The sequence below is a fragment of the Paenibacillus sp. MMS18-CY102 genome (assembly GCF_009789195.1).
Lineage (GTDB): Bacteria > Bacillota > Bacilli > Paenibacillales > Paenibacillaceae > Paenibacillus_T.
The window spans coordinates 47631-68899 of record NZ_WSTC01000031.1; the positions used below are offsets into that span (position 1 = coordinate 47631).

Annotated in this window: 17 protein-coding genes; 3 read left to right on the forward strand and 14 right to left on the reverse strand. The window is 47.0% G+C overall.

The window, feature by feature from the left end:
• Nucleotides 1-4 precede the first annotated feature (4 nt).
• From GON22_RS20165 to GON22_RS20210, 10 genes are all read right to left on the reverse strand, one after another.
• Nucleotides 5-1081: a glycosyltransferase gene (locus GON22_RS20165; RefSeq protein ID WP_160397916.1), complete on the reverse strand. Its 1077-nt coding sequence runs from the start codon at nucleotides 1079-1081 to the stop codon at nucleotides 5-7.
• Nucleotides 1078-2439: a hypothetical protein gene (locus GON22_RS20170; RefSeq protein ID WP_160397917.1), complete on the reverse strand. Its 1362-nt coding sequence runs from the start codon at nucleotides 2437-2439 to the stop codon at nucleotides 1078-1080. The genes GON22_RS20165 and GON22_RS20170 overlap by 4 nt, the downstream gene beginning before the upstream one ends.
• A gap of 16 nt (nucleotides 2440-2455) precedes the next feature.
• Entirely contained in the window at nucleotides 2456-3622 is a 1167-nt protein-coding gene (locus GON22_RS20175) for a glycosyltransferase family 4 protein (RefSeq protein ID WP_160397918.1), read from the reverse strand.
• A gap of 20 nt (nucleotides 3623-3642) precedes the next feature.
• The gene (locus tag GON22_RS20180) at nucleotides 3643-4749 is read right to left on the reverse strand and encodes a glycosyltransferase family 4 protein (protein ID WP_160397919.1); all 1107 of its coding nucleotides are present in this window, start codon (nucleotides 4747-4749) and stop codon (nucleotides 3643-3645) included.
• Nucleotides 4750-4759: 10 nt separating this feature from the next.
• A complete protein-coding gene (locus tag GON22_RS20185) occupies nucleotides 4760-5962 on the reverse strand; it encodes a glycosyltransferase (RefSeq protein WP_160397920.1) in 1203 nt (400 codons plus the stop codon).
• 16 nt (nucleotides 5963-5978) lie between these two features.
• The gene (locus GON22_RS20190) at nucleotides 5979-6671 is read right to left on the reverse strand and encodes a sugar transferase (RefSeq protein WP_160397921.1); all 693 of its coding nucleotides are present in this window, start codon (nucleotides 6669-6671) and stop codon (nucleotides 5979-5981) included.
• 17 nt (nucleotides 6672-6688) lie between these two features.
• Nucleotides 6689-7591, reverse strand: coding sequence for a UTP--glucose-1-phosphate uridylyltransferase GalU (gene galU, locus GON22_RS20195; protein ID WP_160397922.1), 903 nt, complete (start codon nucleotides 7589-7591; stop codon nucleotides 6689-6691).
• Nucleotides 7592-7824: 233 nt separating this feature from the next.
• The gene (locus GON22_RS20200) at nucleotides 7825-8514 is read right to left on the reverse strand and encodes a CpsD/CapB family tyrosine-protein kinase (protein WP_160397923.1); all 690 of its coding nucleotides are present in this window, start codon (nucleotides 8512-8514) and stop codon (nucleotides 7825-7827) included.
• Nucleotides 8498-9259 carry a Wzz/FepE/Etk N-terminal domain-containing protein gene (locus GON22_RS20205; RefSeq protein WP_160397924.1) on the reverse strand — a complete coding sequence of 254 codons (762 nt, stop codon included), beginning with the start codon at nucleotides 9257-9259 and terminating at the stop codon, nucleotides 8498-8500. The genes GON22_RS20200 and GON22_RS20205 overlap by 17 nt, the downstream gene beginning before the upstream one ends.
• Nucleotides 9260-9274: 15 nt before the next feature.
• Nucleotides 9275-9730: a hypothetical protein gene (locus tag GON22_RS20210; protein WP_160397925.1), complete on the reverse strand. Its 456-nt coding sequence runs from the start codon at nucleotides 9728-9730 to the stop codon at nucleotides 9275-9277.
• Between the two features lie 245 nt (nucleotides 9731-9975).
• On the opposite strand from GON22_RS20210, the gene GON22_RS20215 reads away from it, so the two are divergent.
• Together GON22_RS20215 and GON22_RS20220 are read left to right on the forward strand one after the other, a co-directional pair.
• Complete coding sequence (locus GON22_RS20215) at nucleotides 9976-10359, forward strand: helix-turn-helix domain-containing protein (RefSeq protein WP_160397926.1); 384 nt, start codon at nucleotides 9976-9978, stop codon at nucleotides 10357-10359.
• A 209-nt stretch (nucleotides 10360-10568) separates the two neighbouring features.
• Complete coding sequence (locus GON22_RS20220; RefSeq protein WP_160397927.1) at nucleotides 10569-10775, forward strand: hypothetical protein; 207 nt, start codon at nucleotides 10569-10571, stop codon at nucleotides 10773-10775.
• A gap of 160 nt (nucleotides 10776-10935) precedes the next feature.
• Here the strand turns inward: GON22_RS20220 and gltB are convergent, their stop codons facing one another.
• The gene (gltB, locus tag GON22_RS20225; protein WP_160397928.1) at nucleotides 10936-15531 is read right to left on the reverse strand and encodes a glutamate synthase large subunit; all 4596 of its coding nucleotides are present in this window, start codon (nucleotides 15529-15531) and stop codon (nucleotides 10936-10938) included.
• Between the two features lie 344 nt (nucleotides 15532-15875).
• Here gltB and GON22_RS20230 point away from each other — a divergent pair, with 344 nt between their 5' ends.
• The gene (locus GON22_RS20230) at nucleotides 15876-17195 is read left to right on the forward strand and encodes a stalk domain-containing protein (RefSeq protein ID WP_160397929.1); all 1320 of its coding nucleotides are present in this window, start codon (nucleotides 15876-15878) and stop codon (nucleotides 17193-17195) included.
• A 92-nt stretch (nucleotides 17196-17287) separates the two neighbouring features.
• Here the strand turns inward: GON22_RS20230 and GON22_RS20235 are convergent, their stop codons facing one another.
• The 3 genes from GON22_RS20235 to GON22_RS20245 form a co-directional block, all read right to left on the reverse strand.
• Nucleotides 17288-18322 (reverse strand): acyltransferase family protein, encoded by a 1035-nt coding sequence (locus tag GON22_RS20235; protein WP_160397930.1) that lies wholly within the window; start codon nucleotides 18320-18322, stop codon nucleotides 17288-17290.
• Nucleotides 18323-18391: 69 nt separating this feature from the next.
• Nucleotides 18392-20287 carry a right-handed parallel beta-helix repeat-containing protein gene (locus tag GON22_RS20240; protein ID WP_160397931.1) on the reverse strand — a complete coding sequence of 632 codons (1896 nt, stop codon included), beginning with the start codon at nucleotides 20285-20287 and terminating at the stop codon, nucleotides 18392-18394.
• A 103-nt stretch (nucleotides 20288-20390) separates the two neighbouring features.
• A partial coding sequence (locus tag GON22_RS20245) for a YhgE/Pip family protein (protein WP_160397932.1) occupies nucleotides 20391-21269 on the reverse strand: 879 nt, incomplete at its 5' end.

Genomic DNA, 21269 nt, shown 5'->3' on the forward strand with positions numbered 1-21269 from the left:
TTCATTAGGCCGAGGCATCGGCCAAAATCTTTTCAAAGCAGGACGAAATGTCATTGTGGCTGTTGCCTTGTTCAATTAACTCGACGACGGATTTCGCCATGCTTTCCCTCAGATATGGATTCTCCTTCAGTTTGAGGATATTGTCCGCTATCTTCTGGCTCATGTTCTCTTCCTCATCGACTAATACAATGTTTTTTCCATTCTCGAACATAGCTTCAATCGCTGGTGTTCTGAGGGTAATAATCGGTTTTCCGCATGCTGCCAACTGAAAAACCTTATTCGGAATGACACGCTTAACCTTCTCGCTAGCGCCAAAAATGCCAAGCCCAATATCAGCCTCAGCAATTTCATTGGGCAGCTTCTCGTATGCCCTGTGTGACACAAAATCAATATTCTCAAGATTGTACTTCAATGCGAGCTTGATCATATCGTCCCTGGTCTGCCCGGAACCGATCAACGTAAACCGAATGTCCTCGTGCTCTTTAAGCAGATTAGCTGCTTCGATAATATGTTCAATTCCGTGTAAGGGGCTAAACCCGCCATAAAACAAAATGTTAAATGTGGGACCCTTCGCAGCATTGGGCACTGGTTTAAAAATATCCTCTGCCCCGACTGGAATTACGGCCAGCTTCCCATCTGCTCCCCCGAAAAACTGTTTGAAAAATGCTTTATGATGCTCCGTATCACAAATAACGACATGCGATAGTTTCAAGCATAACCAGTCGTTCAAATAAAACCGGATAGCACGCAAAGACTTCTTCTTAGCCAATTTACGATCATTTACTAATGTGTCATAATCGGATATCAACATGTCTGTTACGATTTTTTTGCCAAGAAGCCTAAATATAATTAAAATGAGCGGTGAATTAACCTGATTGAAAGCCGGTATAAATATAATCTTGGTATGAACTGTAAATATGACTTGCCATATTAAACGAATGATTTTCAAACTTCTCTTCAGCAATCCGATCTCTGGAATTTCAAAAGAACGAAACTTCAACTGCGTATGATTTAATAACACGCGGTTTCTTGAATAGTTCAATTGCCAACCGATCATTGCAAAGTCGATTTTCTCTCTCATTTGCCTCCACCCAATCTTGTTACTGTGCCAGCGCCCATGCGATAAGCTCTAGCACTATTTTTCTTAAGCACTTCATTTAGCAACCACGCAGATACATAGAAGAACACGATAAAAAATGTAGAGTTTGCAAACGCGTCGAACGATACCCTCTGGAACCACATCAAGGAAGGCAGCAGAATGATGACTTGCTTGAACTGGTTCAATTTCGCAATGATCACGCCAATTATCGCGAATACAACTACAATCAGAGGATAACCGCCTAACTGCCATGCTTCCGCTACTGGAGAGAAGCCATAACTCATGCCGTGCTGGGCTTGCCAAGGATAATAATGTTGTACAAAAAACTTATCCGAAGAAAACTTAGCCTGGCCGAAAAAATACTCATACACGGAAGATGGCAAGAAACTGAAGCTCTCTAAGAGGTATGTATTTTTAGGCCATTCCGCTTCTGCAGCCTTGCCCACCACATCCATAGTAACCCGGAAAGCCCCTCCCGTTTCTCCGCGATTGTAAGCCCACTCGTACTTCTCATAAGCACTAAGCGGTTGGTTATACAACACGCTGCCTCGAAGGTTTGTGAACAATGGGGACATGAATAACAAAATAAAGAAAAGAATCATTATTTTCTTAAATGACGTTGTAATGACACCCTTTTTAGACATGACAAGCAACAGGGCTGGCAAACAAACAAATAGAACGTCGCCTCTTGCACCAAATCCAAAGATAAGGAACAGTGCCAGCGTCATCACAAAACCGAGATAATAATTTAACCGCTTTACAGTACTTGCCGTAATTAGCAAGCCTACACTCAATATAATTTGCCATGGCACGCTGATCGAGCTAGAATCTTCTTTCTGGAAGTTGTTAATCCGGTTCTCAATTCCAATGGATCCAATTCCTCCGAGAGACTGTACATGAATAATCAAAAACGCTAGGCCCAGTACCACCAAAAGCATTCCGGTCTCAAACTTGAAAACATATCCCAAACCATTAATCGAGACATTAGCTTCTTTTTTGTATCCCAGAACGATTTTTTTCATAAACAAATAGAAAAGTGTGCAAGTAAAGTTAGCTACAGCATACATAGCAGTTGTCTGCATGAGGGCTGGGCTATGCAGCTCCAATCCTAATAAATAATCCATTGGATACATAGCGGACCACAAAAACAAACATCCAAAAAACCAGAAGTCTACGCTCAAAAAAGAATCTTTTCTTCTTAGTGCCGGCAATACAATGAAAAGAGGAGACAGCAAACCCATCGCTATAAGAACCCACGCCAGATCCGCTCCCGATAAAGAAATGAACAAGCATGATACTGAGGCAAGCGTTAATGCATAGAGCAAATAGGCCTTTTTCATGGTTTCATCCGCACCTCTATGAGTAGCTAGTTATTGTACGATTATTATCGAGCAAAACTTGCTCTGGCCTCGCGACATCGTAGACCACTTCAAGCGCACTCAACATATGTTCAATTTGGAACTTCATTTCAAATAGGTGACGGCTATTTTCTGCAAACTTCGCTGCCAGCAGGGGATTGTTCATAATCGAGATAATCTTCTGCACGCCTTCTTCCACTTTTCTCGATTCAAACAGATAGCCATTGTAGCCATCTTTCACGACCTCATTATTGCCAATGACATTCGTTGCGACTAATGGAAGGCCATAATTTAAAGCTTCCAAAACCGAATAGGGCATCCCTTCATATAAAGAGGTAATTAAGTAAATATCGAAGGTTTGAACGAACGCCATCGGATTTCTTTGGAATCCCGTCAATATAATCTTCTCTTCAAGCTGATGCTTTTTAATCTCTTGTGCAATTTCATTCTTCATGCTGCCGTCGCCGACATAGACGAATTTTACATTGTCGCACGCTGTTACAACCTCTTTGGCAATATGGAAGAAGGTCCACGGGTCTTTCTGCGGCTCCAGCCTAGCGGTTGTTCCAATGACAAACGTATTTTGATCCGGAGCGAATTCCCGATTGGTTTTCGTAATCCCGTTATAAATCAATATGGATTTCCGTGGCGCGGTAACTTTGTTCTGTAACGCTGTATCCCGCTCGCCCTCTGAGACATTGATCGTATAATTGCAAAACTTGTCCAATACCCTTTCGAAAAACAAAAAAACCAACTTCTTAAGTTGGTTTAGTTCAGAGTTTTGGAACATATAGGCATGCGGCGTATAGATGATTTTATTCGTTCGGCATAAGTAAGAGGCAATGCGTCCAACACCTCCAGCTTTAGAGCTGTGGCAATGAACAATGTCCGGTTTAAAATCCCGAATTAACCGTATGAGCTTGAATAGCGCTTTGGTATCTTTCCAAGGCGATATCTCCCGGACAAAGTTAGCTAACGCATAAAATTTGACCCCTTTTTCCTTAAGGCTATCCATCTCTTCCATAAAAATCGGATCTGTACGGTCTACACTGTGTACAACTACGATTTCGTATTTGGAATGGTTAATATGGTGGAGAACATCAAGCAGGTGCTTCCGAACGCCTCCGCCAATGGATTCACATACATACAGAATTTTTCTTCTCATTTACCCACCACGCTTCACGTCTATTTGATCCCAGACAACTCCGAGCATACGCCACTGGCAAACGATTTCCACCGATACGTGTTAGCATGCCGAACGCCTCTCTCGGAGAGCGAAGCACGCAGCTCACGATCCACTAACAGCTCTTCAATCTTCTGCGCAATATCCATGTAATCATGCGGATTGCAGTAGACAACCTCCGAACCGCAAACCTCAGGCAAAGACGCTGCGTTCGACACAATGACGGGGCATCCGCAGGACATCGCCTCGATTGGAGGAAGCCCAAACCCTTCGTAGAACGAAGGATAAATAAAGCAAGCTGCATTTTTGTACAGCACGCCTAATTCTTCATCTGTCACATAGCCTAAATAGTTAATTTCCTGATTTTTCTGATAATTATCCTCTGAGCTGCTAGTGAACACTTTCGAGAAATTCCCGCCTACGATGACGCATTTATAATCGGCCATATTCATTTTCTCCATCGCTTTGACGACAGATTTGAAATTTTTGTTAGGAGCCATGCTGCTAACCGCTAGAACAAACTTTCCTTTTTCAATCTGGAATTTCGTTAGAATCGTTTCTTCACTAGATTCATCGGCCGGAACGGAAAAATGATCGACGCCCAAATGAACGGCTTTCACTTTATCCTTATTAAAACTGCAATACTTAACAAGCTCCGACTTTGAGAAGTTAGAAACCGTAATAATTTTTAAAGACAGTATTTTGAAGAAGAAAAACATGGTTTTGTACCAGATTTTAAAAGATGCAGAAAAATTGTCGGAGTTGGCGTAAATCGCTGCATCATGAATTGTGACCATTTGTTTCTTCTTCAAAATGGGAGCTGGTCCACAGAGGTTAATGATGGTCTTTCCGAAACTTTTCAGCGGCAGACTAATCTGTTCCCATAAGTGCCCGTTGAACAACCCCGCTTCTATGACTGGTATGTTGTCCAATTGGATCTTGTTTGCACTCCCTTTGGGGCAATACACAATAAAGCTGTATTTGTGGAAAGACAAATCTTCCTGGATCAATGCGTCGAGCGATTTAACAAATTCATAAGCAACCCTTTGAACGCCTGTAATTCTTTGCTCTAAAAATCTGCCGTTAATAATGATGGTCTCTTTAGACATAAGAAGGCTCCTAATAGACATGCAAGAGTTGATTGTATATTTCACTATGCCTCTCTAACAACATGTCTGTATTGAAATTCTTGCTATACGCATTCACGGCTTCCATCAGCACACGCCTTTCGCTCCCATCTTTTTGGGAGTAGGCGACAATAGAGTTTTTAATGCCCTGCACATCCCCAGGCTCGAAACAAAAGAACTCCGGTTTATAAATAACTTCAGGAATTCCTCCAATTCTAGATCCGAACACCGGTGTGCCCACCAGGTAAGACTCAATAATGACCCTTCCGAACGGCTCTTTCCATACAGATGGGACAAATGTAGCATCCACTTTAGACATTTCTGTAATGATTTGATTCCGGTCAACTTTTCCGTAAAATACGATGCGGCTATCCGTCTTCGCTAGCTCCTTCAGTGGCTGCAGTTCTGGTCCTTCTCCAAAAATTCGCAATTCCGAAACAATGGAGTTGTCCAGCTCTTTGACGGCTTGGATCAAATAATCGATTCCTTTTATTGCGCTGATTTGCCCAAAGTAACCGAGGACCAGGCTAGCATTGCTATTTTCAGTTTTCGCCTTTTTCTCAAATAGGCTGCACGTCAATTCATCTGGCTCCACCACATTGTTCACAACATGCCTTTTGGCATTTTTAAAATAGCCATGTTTCAAATGCGTATCGAGTACATCATTTGAAATTCCAATAATGGCATCTACATAATGGCTGAATCTCTTGGCCACATTCTGGTAGAACAACGAATAGAGCTTCATATTTATCGGATCAATGAGCGAGAAATCCCTTAATGTGTGAACGATCGGAATATTTAAGTCCCGGGCTGCTTTCCACAAAGAAAGACTTAAGCCCGGCAAGTTTTGCGTGTGAAGCAGCTGCACCTTATTTTCCTCTAACAATTGTTTTGCATGGTGATATTGATTGAAATTATAAATATCTTTCAATCTCCATCTAATTTTATTAATCGAATTCTTCTTCAGCTGAGTGTCCCCATACCAATACAAATTGGAATACGGCAATTTCAGCACATCCACGCCATTGAAAACATCATGTTGAATGCGTTTGTCATTGTGATCGCCAACCGTGAGCACTTTTACGGAGTAGGACCTGTTTAATGTTTCAGCCAATATTTGCGTTGATATTTCTGCCCCGCCAATGATAGTTGGCGGGTACAAGCTATGTGCCACAGCAATTGCTAACTTACCCACTTCGCATCATCCCGTTTCAGTATGCGTTTTTGGAGCCGATCAGAAGCTTTACCGTTTTGAGCATAATGCCGATATCATACAAAATGCTTCTATTCTGAATATACTGAAGATCCAGTTCTACCATTTCACTAAAACTTAGATTGCTTCTGCCGCTTACTTGCCAAAGCCCCGTGCACCCCGGCGTTACGCGTAGCCGTTGCTTATCATAAGTCGTGTATTCCTCTACTTCACGGGGAAGCGGTGGCCTAGGGCCAACCAACGACATATCGCCACGGATTACATTCCATAACTGCGGAAGCTCGTCAATGCTGGTACTCCGGATGAATTTGCCGATTTTTGTAATGCGGGGATCATCCTTCATTTTGAACATTGCACCTTGAACCTCATTTTTCTCTAACAGTTCACCTAATAGATCTTCTGCATTAGACACCATGGACCGAAATTTGAACATTTTGAATGTCCGCTCGCCTTTGCCCACTCGCTTCTGCGAAAAAAACACCGGTCCATGCCGGTCTTCAACTTTAATGGCTACCGCAAGTGCAATAAAGACTGGAGACAATAGAATCAATCCGATTGAAGCTGCAATAATGTCCATCGCCCTCTTCAATACGAGATAGGACCGGATATTCTTCTTTCTCTCTAACGCATACGACGGATAATAAGAATTAGCCTCTAACGCGACATCAGCATCATTCCGTTGCGGAGTCATGTACTCATTCTCCCTTCTTACCGATCAAGAATTAATTTATTCGTTTGTTCCCGTTGCAGAATCTCTTCTAATGCTGTTAGCAGTGGCAGGCGCAGCTCTTTATTTTGAAGTGCGAAGTCAAGCGTCGTCGTAATAAACCCGAGCTTCTCTCCCACATCGTAACGAATGCCATCAAAATCGTAAGCAAATACGCCTTCCTGTTCATTCAGCTTCTGAATGGCATCCGTTAGCTGAATCTCTCCTCCGGCGCCTGTTTCCTGGGCCTCAAGAAAATCGAAAATTTCCGGCGTTAGGACATAGCGTCCCATAATCGCAAGGTTGGATGGCGCTGTGCCAAGCGGCGGCTTCTCCACGAACCGCTTTACCTGCACAAGCTTGCCTTCACTCTCGCTTTCTGATGGATCAACAATGCCGTAACGTTCCGTTTGCTCGATTGATACAGCCTGCACCCCAATTACCGACCGTTCCGTCCGATCATATTGCTCTATAAGCTGTTTGGTGCAAGGCGTTTCGGCAACAACGATATCGTCGCCTAGCAGCACAGCGAATGGCTCATCGCCAATGAAGTTGCGAGCGCACCATACGGCATGCCCCAGCCCCTTGGCTTCTTTCTGCCTTATGTAATGAATCTCTACGTTGGATGACTTCCGAACCTCCTCTAGAAGTCCGAGCTTCCCTTTCTCCAGCAAATTATGCTCCAGCTCGAACGCTGTATCGAAGTGGTCTTCAATGGATCGCTTGCCTTTGCCAGTTACGATGATGATGTCTTCAATTCCTGAAGCGATTGCTTCTTCTACGATGTATTGGATCGTCGGCTTATCTACGATGGGGAGCATTTCTTTTGGCATTGCTTTTGTTGCAGGAAGAAACCGCGTGCCTAATCCAGCTGCAGGAATGATTGCTTTTCTAACCTTTTTCATCGTCCTCACCCTATCCTTTTCTCTTTTTTTCATTAATAAAAACACGAGTTATACCACTTTTCATGAAAGCGGTATAACTCGCGTTTCTATGCTTTTCTTTCATCGTTAGGGCATTTAACCCATCCTCACATCACACCCTCGACGATAAACGTCTAAGGTCCGAAGACCCACAGCGTGATCGAGTGCCTACAGTGATAAAGGTGCAGTAGACATTACCTTTATGTGACACTTCGTTATTCTTTCGATCCGTAATAGTAGTAGTAATAGCCCTCCGTCTGTTTGCGCTCCACGTTATTTAGCACAACACCGAGAATCCGGGCATTCACATGATCGAGGTTTGCTTTCGCCTTGCGCACCAAATCTCGCTTCACTTTTCCCGACTGCACAACGAGCACAACCCCATCACAATTCGCGGATATGATCATGCCATCTGGAACAGCTAGATTCGGAGGCGTATCGATCAAAATCATGTCATACTGATTTTTCAGCTCGGACAGCAGCTGCTTCATCTTCTGCGACCCGAGAAGCTCCGATGGGTTCGGGGGAACCGGTCCCGATGAAATAACCGTTAGGTTATCGACTAGCGTCGCTTGCTCCACCTCCGTGAGATGGAATTGGCCAGCCAATAAGTTGGTCAACCCGATCCGATTGCTAAGCTCAAACATACGGTGCAAGGAAGGCTTACGCAGATCGGCATCGATTAACAGCACTCGCTTCCCTTCCATTGCGTACGTAATCGCTAAGTTCGTAACGGTTGTCGTCTTGCCTTCACCAGCTTGCGCAGAAGCAATCATGATCACCTTAATCGGCTCATCAACGGAAGAGAATTGAATATTGGTGCGCAGTGTACGATAAGCTTCGGAAATCGGCGACTTCGGGTTCGAGATCGTGATTAGGTTTGCTTGGCTATTTTGCCGGGACATAAGTCGATTCACCTACTTGTGCAGAAGTGTGAGACTGTGGCTTGCTAGGGCGCTTGCGTTTCAAATCGCTGCGGTCCATCTTCGTAATGAGCGTCAACATCGGCAGCTCCAGCGCCTTCTCGACATCTCGCTCCGTCTTGATCGTGTCGTCCATGTAATCCAATAGGAAGGCTAATCCGATTGCGAGCATCGCCGAAACGATAAAGCTGATCATCAGGCTTGAGATTGGATCCATGTTGATCGGGTGCGGATTTGATACATTCAGATTTGCTTCGTTAAGCACCGTCACGTTATCGACTTTCATAATGCTAGGGTTTTGCCCTTTAAATATCTTCGCGATAGAGTTGACCGCTTTCGCAGCTTGCTGGTAGGAGGTACTTGCGAAGGTAATGTCCATAATTTGCGATTCGTTGCTTGAACTAACCGATACGCCGGATATTAATTGGTCCGAGGTAAGGCCTAGATCTGGATATGCGGATGCAACTTTATCCATGATCGCCTTGGACTTAATAATCTCCTTATAGGAGTTGATGACCATCAAGTTCGTTTGAATGAGGTTATAATCGAGCATCGAAATTCCGTTATACTCATAGGATTGGTTCACCACGAGCTTTGCCGATGCAGAGTAGACAGGGGTTGTGTAGAAGAAGCCTTTAATTCCGGATAAAATACAAGCAATCAATACTATTGCTACAATTAACCACTTGCGTTTCATTACGATTTGAATATATTCTTTGAGTTCCACGTCTTAGCGCCTCCATTATGTGTAGATAGAGTTGATTGACCCGATTCCGGTTCGCATGACCCGCCGATAATAAGAATGAATTCGGCTAGTCTCTGCTGGCTCGGCGAGCAGCCTCTCATTCAGCCGCTTAATGACCTCATTCTTGGGAATGCTTGTGTGCGTAAACTCCAAACTGTATCGATACATATTGTGTCGCTCTTCTCGGCCGGAAATGATCCCAACCACACATACCTGGCGCTCTTGTAACATGAAGCTAACTGCTATGCGATAGCCGTCCGCTATCGGAAAACGTAAAATTGTATCAAATTCCAATTTATCTGGTTGAATCGAACGAATGAGGACCTTTGTTGCTTTTGCCCTTACTTGCTGCCCTGCCACTTCGCTTATTGTGATGGTAGCGATTTTGACATTCGTCAGTTTTAGTCGAACGTTCGCGTTTTGTTTGACGGATTGATAAGCTGCAGTTTCCATCATTCACCCCCGAGTCTATATTTCCGGCCTTGCGCATAAAATCCGAACATTCGGGAAATACTGCGATTTAGGCGACACTTTGATACATTTCGTATCCCTTTTTCATTTCTAACTTTACGATACAATACGTAACATGTCAAGGGGTTTTCATCGCTGTTTTCAAAAATTGCGACGTTTTGTTGCATAGCATGCAATTCTTCAAATTCCGTATTAATATGGTTATATCGAGTGTTAGGAGGGAAAGGATGGACATCGGAACGCGCATCGCACACCTGCGGGAGCAGCGTGGGTGGACACAGGAGCAGACCTCTCAATCGCTAGGAATATCGCGAGCTGCCCTGTCCCATTACGAGAAGAACCGGCGTGAACCGGATACAGAGACACTTACGAAGTTCGCCGATCTGTTTAATGTGACGATCGACTTTTTGGTTGGGCGCACGAATAAGCCTGAACAGGCACTTGACCCTCAGGTTCGCGAGTTCGTCGAACTTACTGAACAAGATCCATTAGAGCTATCGGATGATGACTTGTTGAAGAAATTCGCGCTCACGGTCGATGGGACGGAATTGACTCTTGATGAAGCCAAGCGATTTATCGCTTTTATTCGTTATGAACGTTCTATGCGTTAAGGGAACAACAACTCACTTCTAGTGTCCTAGTGGCACGAACGGAATAGGATTATTTTTACAAGCCAGCATATATATGCTGGCTTTTCTTTTGGGATTCGACATAATCTCCCAAAAATATTGGTCTCCTGTTAACAGAGAGTGACATACTTCTTACTTCTAACAGACTATAATTGGAGTAATTATACAGATAGAGAGATGGAGAAGAAATTATGGACTGGGAGATTGATGGGATGAAGAAAAAGGAGATAATAATGGATAAGACTCATGCGCCCCCAACGCCAGCTGCACGTGAACAAGCCACGGCAATTGATATCCGGCATATCCTGATGCAACTAGGAATCGATGAAGCAGCATGGCATCATTTTAAGAACCAACAGACACAAAACGAAAACGAATCCGCAACGGATCAAACATAGTTATTTTTTTTCAATAAAAATAAAACGCATACATATTGAAACCCCCGAGCGGCTGTGCTGCTCGGGGGTTTCGTTATTGGAAACAATACACTCTTTGTACGATAAAAAAAGCAGCGCACACCAACCGGTGTACGCTGCTCTTAGTTGTTGCTAAATCCTTTTATACGCGTGCAAGCTCGCGCTTGTTCGCTTCGAATGCTTCTAAGAGCGCTGCTTCGCCTTCGAACCCTTTGTCCTTGGCTTTGCTGATTTGCTCCAGCATTTTCTTGTAATCCTTCGGAATAACCTTCACGAATTTCGTAATGGATTCATTCCAGTTGTTCAAGATCTGTTGTCCTGGCGCGCTGCCCGTATGCTGAACGTGGCGTTCAATCATGCCGCGAAGCTCAGCCGCATCGGCTTCTTCCTCAACACGCTCCAACAGTACCATCTCAAGGTTGCAGTTCGAGTAGAATGCATTGTGTTCATCCCACACGTATGCAATGCCGCCAGACATGCCGGCTGCGAAGTTACGGCCTGTATCGCCGAGAACAACAACGCGTCCGCCTGTCATATATTCGCAACCATGGTCGCCTACGCCTTCAACTACGACGTTAACGCCGGAGTTACGAACAGCAAAGCGCTCGCCCGCGCTGCCGCGAATGTAAGCTTCGCCGCTAGTCGCGCCATAGAATGCCGTGTTGCCGATAATGACGTTGTCTTCAGCTACGAACGTTGCTTTCGGCGACGGAGCGACGATGATTTTGCCGCCAGACAAACCTTTGCCTACATAGTCATTGGAATCGCCTTCGATCGAGAGCGTGATGCCCTTCGGTACGAATGCGCCGAAGCTCTGGCCAGCTGTACCAACGAAGTGGTAACGAATCGTATCTTCCGGCAAGCCTTTCGCGCCATAACGCGAAGTGACTTCGCTGCCTAGAATCGTCCCGACTACGCGGTTCGTATTCAAGATTGGGAACGTACCTTCTACCTTCGAGCCATTCTCAAGCGCTGGCTTCGCGTTCGGTACGAGTTGTTGCATATCAAGCGACAGCTCCAGGCCGTGGTTCTGCTCTTGTACATTGTAACGGAATGCGCCTTGCGGCACCTCCGGTTGGTACAGCAGCGGAGCCAGGTCGACGCCCTTCGCTTTGTAGTGGCCAATCAGCTCTTTCGTTTCCAGAACATCAACGCGTCCAACCATCTCGTTGATCGTACGGAAGCCGAGCTCTGCCATTACTTCACGCAGCTCTTCTGCGATGAAACGCAGATAGTTTACAACATGGCTTGGATCGCCCATGAACTTCGCGCGAAGCTCTGGGTTTTGCGTTGCTACGCCGACTGGACATGTATCCAATTGGCAAACGCGCATCATGATACAGCCAAGCACGATAAGCGGAGCTGTCGAGAAGCCATACTCCTCGGCACCAAGCAACGCAGCAATTGCAACGTCGCGGCCGTTCATCATTTTACCGTCTGTCTCAATAACAATCCGGTCACGCAGATTATTGAGCATCAGCGTTTGATGCGTCTCCGCAAGGCCAAGCTCCCATGGCAAGCCCGCGTGGCGAATCGAGTTCATCGGAGATGCGCCCGTACCGCCGTCATAACCGGAAACCATGATTACGTCAGCGCGGCCTTTGGCTACGCCGGCAGCTATCGTGCCAACGCCAACCTCGGAAACGAGCTTCACGTTAATGCGAGCGCGTGGGTTCGCGTTCTTCAAGTCATGAATCAACTCAGCCAAATCCTCGATCGAGTAGATATCATGATGCGGTGGAGGCGAGATAAGGCCAACACCTGGCGTAGAGCCGCGAACTTCTGCTACCCATGGATATACTTTCAGGCCTGGCAACTGGCCGCCTTCACCTGGTTTTGCGCCTTGCGCCATTTTGATCTGAATTTCATCCGCATTAACCAAGTATTCGCTCGTTACGCCGAATCGTCCCGATGCAACCTGCTTGATTGCGCTGCGGCGCGAGTCGCCATTCGCATCTGGCGTGAAGCGAGCTGGATCTTCGCCGCCTTCGCCCGTATTGGATTTGCCGCCAAGGCGGTTCATCGCAATCGCGAGGCTTTCATGCGCTTCTTTACTGATCGAACCGAACGACATAGCGCCTGTTTTGAACCGTTTAACGATCGATTCTACCGATTCGACTTCGTCGATCGATACTGGCGTAAGTCCTTTCTTGAACGAAAGCAACGAACGAAGCGTCAGATGCTTCTTGTTCTCGCCCTGAATAAGCGAAGAGAATTTCTTGTAAAGCTTGTAGTCGTTCGAACGGGATGCCATCTGCAGCGTGTGAATCGTCTGCGGGCTGAACAAATGGTCTTCGCCGTCTTTACGCCATTGGTAATCGCCGCCGGAGTCGAGCTCCTTCTCGCTGCCTTCTTGCTCGGAGAATGCACGGTTATGGTGCTTCAACGTCTCTTCAGCAATAACCTCAAGGCCAATGCCGCCGATACGCGAAGGCGTCCAAGTGAAGTATTGGTCGATGAACTCTTCGTTCAAGCCCACTGCTTCGAATATTTGAGCGCCGCGATACGATTGGATCGTCGAGATGCCCATTTTGGACAGTACTTTGACGACGCCCTTCGTCGCTGCTTTGATGTAGTTTTTGACTGCTTTCTCATGCTTCACGTTGCGCAGCATGCCTTGGCGGATCATGTCGTCCAGCGACTCGAATACGAGGTACGGGTTGACTGCACTTACGCCATAGCCGAGCAGCAATGCATAATGGTGAACTTCACGCGGCTCGCCCGATTCGAGCAAGATGCTGACGCGCGTACGCGTGCCTTGGCGAATCAAATGGTGATGCAGCGCAGAAACCGCGAGCAACGCTGGAATAGCTGCGTTCTCTTTGTCGACGCCACGGTCAGACAGAATAAGAACGTTATGGCCTCTTGCAATAACGCGGTCAGCGGATTCATTCAGCACATTCAGTGCTTCACGAAGGCCTTCTGCGCCCTTCTCTGCGTCGAAGAAGATCGGCAGCGTGATCGACTTAAAGCCTTCACGGCGCACATGGCGCAGCTTCGCAAACTCTTCGTTGCTCAGGATCGGCGTATCGAGCGTAATGTGGCGCGCGCTCTCCGGCTCTGGTTTCAGCAGGTTGCGTTCCGAACCGATCGTCGTTACCGTCGAAGTGACAAGCTCCTCGCGGATTGCGTCGATTGGCGGGTTCGTAACTTGTGCGAACAGCTGCTTGAAGTAGTTGTACAGGCGTTGCGGACGCTCCGACAAAATCGCGAGCGGCGCATCGTAGCCCATCGAAGCGATTGGCTCCATGCCGGTGCCTGCCATAGGCTCGAGCACTTTGCGCACATCTTCGAACGTGTAGCCGAACGCTTGCTGGCGCTGTTGAACCGTCTCATGGTTAGGCTCTGGCAGCTCAGGCGCTTCAGGCAAACCATCTAGGCCGATCAGATGCTCATCGAGCCATTGGCGGTATGGATTTTGTCCCGCGATCGATTTCTTCACTTCTTCATCCGAAATGATGCGGCCTTCCTTCGTATCGACGATCAGCATGCGTCCTGGACGCAGGCGGTCTTTGTACAAAATTTCTTCTGGCGCGATCTCAACCGTTCCCGCCTCGGAGCCGAGGATGATATGGTCATCCTTCGTTACATAGTAGCGGGCTGGACGAAGGCCGTTGCGGTCAAGCGTTGCGCCGATCATCGAGCCATCTGTGAACGCCATTGCAGCTGGGCCGTCCCACGGCTCCATCAGGCATGCATGGTATTCGTAGAAAGCTTTCTTCTCGTCGCTCATCGTCTCATGCGCGGACCATGGCTCTGGCACCATCATCATCATCGCATGCGGCAACGAACGGCCGGAAAGGTACATGAATTCCAGCGTGTTATCAAACATAGCCGTATCCGAACCGTCTGGGTTAATGATCGGCTTAATTTTCTCCAAATCATCGCCGAACAATTCCGTTTCGAACAACGATTGGCGGGCATGCATCCAGTTCACGTTACCGCGAAGCGTATTGATCTCGCCGTTGTGGATCATGTAGTGGAATGGATGCGCGCGCTCCCAGCTTGGGAATGTGTTCGTACTGAAACGGGAGTGGACAAGCGCCATCGCTGTTACAACATCTTCGTTATTGAGCTCAACATAGAACGAACGAACTTGCTCCGTCGTCAACATGCCTTTGTAAACGATCTTCTTCGTCGACAGGCTGGAGAAGTAGAACTTGTCCGCGCCTTCTGCTCCGCCGAAGCGAATAGCCAATTCCGCGCGTTTGCGAATCACGTACAGCTTGCGCTCGAATGCGAGTTCACCGTTCAACGCTGCGTTTTTGCCGATAAATACTTGGCGAACATACGGCTTCACTTTAAGCGCGGATTCGCCCAGCTTGCTATCATTTGTTGGAACCGTCCGCCAGCCAATCAGCGTTTGGCCTTCCTCACGAATGATCGCTTCAAGCTTGCGCTCTTGTTCAGCACGAATATCATCTTCAAGAGGCAGGAACAGCATGCCTACTGCATACTCGCCTTCTGCTGGCAGCTCGATGCCTTCACTCTTCATCTCTTGCTTGAAGAATGCATGTGGAATCTGAAGCATAATGCCTGCGCCATCGCCCGTATTCGCCTCACTGCCTTGGCCTCCGCGATGCTCCATGTTCTCAAGAAGCGTGAGCGCCTGACGAATGATTTTGTGCGATTTCAAACCCTTGATGTTCGCCACGAAGCCCATGCCGCAAGCGTCTTTCTCATACTGCGGGTTATAGAGGCCCTGCTTAGGTGGCAAGCCAAAAATTTTCTCTTTCATTGCAACGCAACCTTTCTATATAGAAGATTTTTGGTTTACCTTTCGGTAAGTCGGTACAGGCCCGAGCCAATTAACACTTCATTTCCGGCTTGTTATATCTTAGAATGGAAATTACATGCGGGACTATCTCTCTAAAATGAGTGCGTGATCCCCGATTACGCAGCCGTTTTCCGACGATTATTTAATTATTTTAACATTACGGTAATTACGAATCAATTTAATATTTTTATGGCGCTGATAAAGAGAGGTTTACGCAGAATCCGAACATTACACGTCATGACACATCTTCTTGTCCGGCTTTTCGAAGAATTATGCTTTTATCATATCAAAAGGATGTGTGCGAATTGTATAGCAAGTTAAGGAAACCAATCGTGAGCAAGGCTGCCGCCTTGTCATTAGCGGCCATAATCGCTGGAGGGACTGCCATTCCAGGCATCCCTGCTGCATTGGGCGGAAGCCACTTCGCAGCAACAAACGCATATGCAGCAACCGCAGAAACAACAGCTATTGGTGAATATCACATCGTCGCACTCGGCGACTCCCTCACCGTCGGCTACACGAATGGCATGGAGAAAGAAGCTAACCCAGCGCCTTACGGCTATGTAGAGCGCGTTTATGAGCAGGCGTTGTTCCAAGGCCTTCGCGCCTCCGTCAGTAATTACGGCATCCTTGGCCTGACAACGGCTGAACTGGACCGTTATGTGGGAGCCGCGCTTAAGGGTGAAGCGATCAAGCCGTCGGACTTGCCTGGCGGAAACGGCCATGACCCTCGCATCGCCCAGCTTGCTGCCGCAACGCCGCAGCTGTTCGCAGATGTTGAGAAAGCAGATCTCGTCGTAATGACGATTGGTTCGAATGATTTTCTAACCGTGTTCCAGCAGTTTAAGAGCGGCAATGCCGAGCAGCTTATTCAACAAATGCTCCCCGAATACGAGAAGCAGCTCGAGACAGCCGTACGTGCCGTAATCGGCATAAATCCGCATGCTGAGATTGTCATTTCGGACTTGTATAATCCCGCTCCTAATGATAAACGCTTCGTAAGCGAGAGCGATTATAAGCTGCTGGCTCAAGCAAGTGCCGATATCCGGACCCGAATCGAAGCTGTCGTAAGCCGCTTGAAAGCTGAAGGCTACAACACGCGCGTTGCTTATGTTGCAGATGATTTTGTTGGGAAGGAAGTCAGCTACACGACGGTTCTTGCAGGCGATTTCCATCCGAACAACCGCGGCTATGAAGTAATGGGCAAATCGTTCGCCGAAGTTATCTGGGGCGCATACCGCGTGCCATCCAAACGCGACGATAACGTGCCGATCTCCGTAGTCGTTGCAGGCAAAGAGCTGCAGACGGCGAACAAGCCGGTTCTAAAAAACAGCAAGACGTACGTTCCGATGCGGGACATTACCGATGCAATGGGTGCCAAGCTGCTGTGGAACAACAAAACGCGCACGGCTACAGTCACACTGGATGGCAAGGAAGTCGCTTTCACCATCGGCGCCAAAACAATGACAGTCGACGGCAAGCCCGTCCCAATCGAAACGCCAGCCTACCTCCAGGCAGTCGGCAAGGAAAGCAAGACGTACCTGCCGCTCGCCGCATTGTCCGATGGCCTTGGTTTCCAAGTCGTCTATCGCGGAACGATCAAAACGGCATTTATTAATAAATAATGAAGAAGGGCCGCCTGGCCCGATAGGACGGTTGAAACCATCCCTATCGGCCAGGCGGCCTTTATTTTTACGCCCCTGTTTATAGGGCTTTTCTAAACTGCTGCCGGAGCTTGATCCATAACTGGCGCTTTTCTTTTTTTCTTAAATAGCCGATTGGTTACCTTGACTTCAATGATCGTATACGAGAGATAGCCAAGGATTGTCGCTAATATTAAACCGCCAACGTAAGTCACCGCTACACTTGCATAATCAGGCAACGGCAGTTTGCCCATTACCTTTTGGAATGGAAATAGCCCAAACGGATGAAGCAAATAAAAACTATAGCTTATCGTGCCATAAAACTGCATGACTTTCGTATTCAGAAAATCCGTTAGCAAGCCATACTCTCTAGCCATCATTGCAAAGAAGCATACGCCAATAATGACACCTACATAAACCTGATGGTAATAGGCACAAAAATAGATGCCAACGAGCGCTATTATGGAATAATATTTCGCTATTTTGATGTCCACATTCAGGCCCTTTATTTTATCTGAAAGGAAGTAAACGATTGTTCCGCTTAAGAAAAACAACGCCCTCGGATATCTGTAGCAAACTACGATGCAAATCGCGAGCCCTAGAATTAGTAACGTATATTGCAGTGCTTTTCTGCCCGCATTTCTCTTGGAAAGAAAGAAGATGGCGCTAACGAGATAGAATGCGAATTCGAAGCTTAGCGTCCTAGCGTTACGAACGGCTTCTTCCAATGGGAATACACCGGGCAACATGAGAAGGCTTGCCAGAAATGCAAATACATATTCAACTGGATTTAATTCACCGAGCCAATCGAACCCGATGAGTGGCCCTGCGATAAACATGACCATAAGCAGAGGAATAAAGACCGGGTAAATGCGTATGAGCCTATTCACTACAAATTTCTTAACATTTCCGTGTTTTACAAGGCTCTGTACAATTAAGTATCCGCTAATGATGAAAAAAATATCAACGCCGATCTCAGCTAGTGTCCTTGTTGGATATTCGTTAATAGAAAGGTATCCGCCTGTTATGGACATTGAGATAACGTGGCCCACGAATACCATCAATGCACACATTCCCCGCAATCCGTGAATTGAATGATTTAATTTCATAGAGAATCCTCCATACCCGTTTTGATACATATTGTATCATCAGGGATGAAGAAAGTCATCTATTTCAACTTATTTGGACTCAGCGCTCCAGGTTAGCGCCACATTATTCACTCCGGATATTGGAGCCGTTTCGAATCGGACAACAAGGTATTGGGCATTGGCATCTATATCCCGAACCCTTGCAATCCCAGAATCCTGTGATGCTGCATTCACCAAGTAAGACGTTGGCCGGACAGACAACCCATGAGGGATGACTACTGTTACGGTTTGGCCATCTCCATTAAACAGCGCCTTGCCGGAATTGCTCTCTATCCATTTTGAACCTGACCAAGTAATCGGCTTGCCGATCATGTTATCGAAATAAGTGATGCCTGGAATCAAACCTGTATCAATTGTTGTAGGGCGGACTGAAATGCGAGGGGCTGCCGGAGGGAAACAATATTGGACGCCAGACCTGCTGATACAACCGTAGTAAGTGTTCTTATCCCGCCAATCTGAACTTGCGCCTTTGATTTCTTTAAGCCCTGATGATGTAATCGAGTTGTTAATAATCTGGTTGCCTGCAGCATCTGCTTGAAGAAACACCGCATATAGCGTTAACGAGGAACTCGTTATCGCATTCAACGCAACAATGGCATTTTTGCCCGTTACAATTAGCGGAGCGCTGCTTTTAATCGTATTCTCAACTGCGGAACAATTATCATAAATGGAGATAGATCGTCCAACATCCGGCTGATAGGAATCCAGTATAAAATTATTAGACGCTTTTGCTCCATTCGTCAGCTCGATTCCTACTTCAGCGCCTTTTATCGTATTCCCGGTAACCAATACATCCCCGCTGACAAAAATCGCTTTATGCGGGCCATCCGGATAAATGCGATTAAAAGCAACCGTTGCGTAATTAACGGGCACGGCGCCTGTTTTCACCTGAATGACGGCTCTCGGGTATTTCTGTGCAAGGCTCTGAACCGTATTGTAAGAAATATCAATATCCCAGCCAGGAACCAAGTAAGGATTAAAATTCGGATTATCAGATACGGTAATCGCAGTTGTCACTACATTCACCAACCGGTTTTTCATCACTTTGGCAACGGTCAAACCAGAAAGAATAATGCCGAATGCCGTATCAAAAATCCGATTATCTTCAATGGTCATATTATCGTTAGAATGCGCCCCTGATTCCGCATTGCATGTTATGCCCCCGCCTTGAGCTGGTGCTGCAACGTTGCCTCCAGACATCGTCTCCCACATCGCTGCATCCACATTCTTGTTAACAGGATCATGAATAAAATTTCTAGCAATAATGAGATCCGTAGTCCCTTTATTGAGTATGCCATCGCCCAAATAAGCAAAAACCTCATTATCTTCGATCTCAACTTGCTTGCTGGTTCGCGTAACGACGGGCTCTTCGCCGAGATGGTGGAGCTTATTTTTGTAAATTCTAACTATGCTGCAATCATTCATGCCGATGCCATCCGTAAACTTCGAAACCTCGTTTCGAGTCACATCTGTATTGCTGCAGAACCCGAAATACAGCCCTGTCTTGGCAGCGCCCCATAATGCTTGGCTGGATCTGACTACTTTCAAGCCGCTCACCGTCAAGTCATCGCAATAAGTAAAGCTTAGCCCCTGCTCGATAACTTCAATGGTCGCCCCGTTTCCTTCAATCCGTATATCCTTTTTGCCGCTAAACGTGTACAAAAATCCAGCACGCGTTGTTTTGTAATAAGCGCCTGGCGGAAAAAACAAGCAATCGCCAGATTTAAGCGTATTAAAAACATTGGTTAGCGAAATCGTATCATCTGTTATTCCATCCCCTTTAGCCCCCTTCCAGTTCGCATTGACTCCTCGAGTCCTGAATTCTGAGTCTATCGTTTCAAAGTTGTAAGCAAGCTCCTCCACCGTAAATGGTTCATTGGGATTCCAATCATGCAGCTTCATATTGACTGTTTTCTTACTAGACATTGCAGCATCCACCACCTTATTTTCAGTAATTAACCGCGGATGCCGCATTATATGCCTAATAAGTGAACGATATATCTATAAAATTAATATTTATGACTTCAAATTAAACCTGCGCGATCTGGGCAGTGCCGCTTGTATCGCCATCTCCCTTGCCATCCTTCTTATGAACTAAAGTAAAGTACACGAGTGAAAGCATTGCAAAAGCGGCTGCGTAGATTGCAAGTATGCCCATGTCATGTTTTACAACCGAATAGTCGCCACTGGAGACGGCTGCTTTGAAGCCCGATACCGAGTACGTCATCGGCATGAACTCGCCAACTTTTTGCAGCCATACAGGCACCAGCTCTTTGGGATACGTACCGGAGCTGCTCGTCAGTTGCAAAATCATAATGATAACGGCGATGAATCGTCCTGGCTGATCCAACAGCGTAACGATAAACTGAACGATCATCATGAACGTTAAGCTGGTTACGACGGTCAGTGTGACGAACCAACCGATGCTTTGAACTTCCAACCCGATGCCATAGAGCAAAATAGCGTCAGCAATGAAGGCTTGAATAATGCCGACTAGGACGAACAACAGCGACTTGCTCGCAAACCAGCTTGCGCCGGAGCGGGGCGTGCCTGCACTGCCGCGCATCGGCAGGACGATCGTCGACAAGAGCGCGCCGACGAACAGGCCAAGGGACAGGCTATACGGTGCAAAGCCCGTACCGTAGTTCGGCACCTCGGTCAGCTTCTTCTCGCTGGCCTCGACCGGGCCGGCGAACATATCCGCCTGCTGCTCGCTGCCCTTGGCGACGCTAGCGTCCTGCGAGGCCTCGCCCAGCTTGCCGGCCAGCTCCGCGGAGCCGTCGGCCAACTGGCCGACGCCGCTTGCGAGCGCCGCCGAGCCGTCGGCGAGCTGGCCCGAGCCGCTCGCCAGCTTCGCCGCGCCGGCATTCGCCGCGGCCGCGCCCTGGGCGGCCTGCTGCGCGCCGGC